General features: G+C 50.9%; 1 pseudogene. It reads right to left on the minus strand.

Annotated elements, in window-relative coordinates:
• Positions 1-542: pseudogene (locus HMPREF1627_RS00175) on the minus strand (asparagine synthetase B family protein); the annotation flags it as partial.

Here is a 542-nt window from a genome sequence, read left to right on the forward strand (position 1 = left end):
AGGAAGGGCGTTCCCGCTCCAGGTATCCTTCAAAAACGCGGTGGTATCGGGGCTGTACCAGCGTCGTCGTACCTTGGCAGGATCTAGTTCTACGAATTTCCACTCGTATCCTAGGCCGGTTGCGACCATGCGCGAGATTTCTGCTTCAGATGAGTCTTTTACGCCGTAGGTAAACGCGAGTACATTGTCGGCGCCAACTTCTCTTAGCGCAGTCATGAAAAGGCGTGAGTCTGCGCCGCCCGAAAGAGGAATTAAAATTTGGTGGCCGTGCGCATCATCTACAAAATTGGAAGTGAGTTCAAGAATGGTCTGGTAGAACTCTTCCATGAGTGCATCAGGATCATTTTGTGTCTGTTCATGGTTGAACGCACTAGCGTGAGCAGTGAGGCGAACAGCTTTAGTCGAGCTGAACTCGGCGATTGTTCCGGCTGGTACCGTATGCACATCCTCGATGAGCGTATCGGTTCCAAGTACGAATGCGGTGTGAAGAAACTCTTGTGCTGCCTCTTCATTGCGCACTGGTTTCTTCATCATCTGGGTTA

The sequence above is a fragment of the Actinomyces sp. S6-Spd3 genome, assembly GCF_000758755.1.
In the GTDB taxonomy this organism is placed as follows: Bacteria; Actinomycetota; Actinomycetes; order Actinomycetales; family Actinomycetaceae; genus Pauljensenia.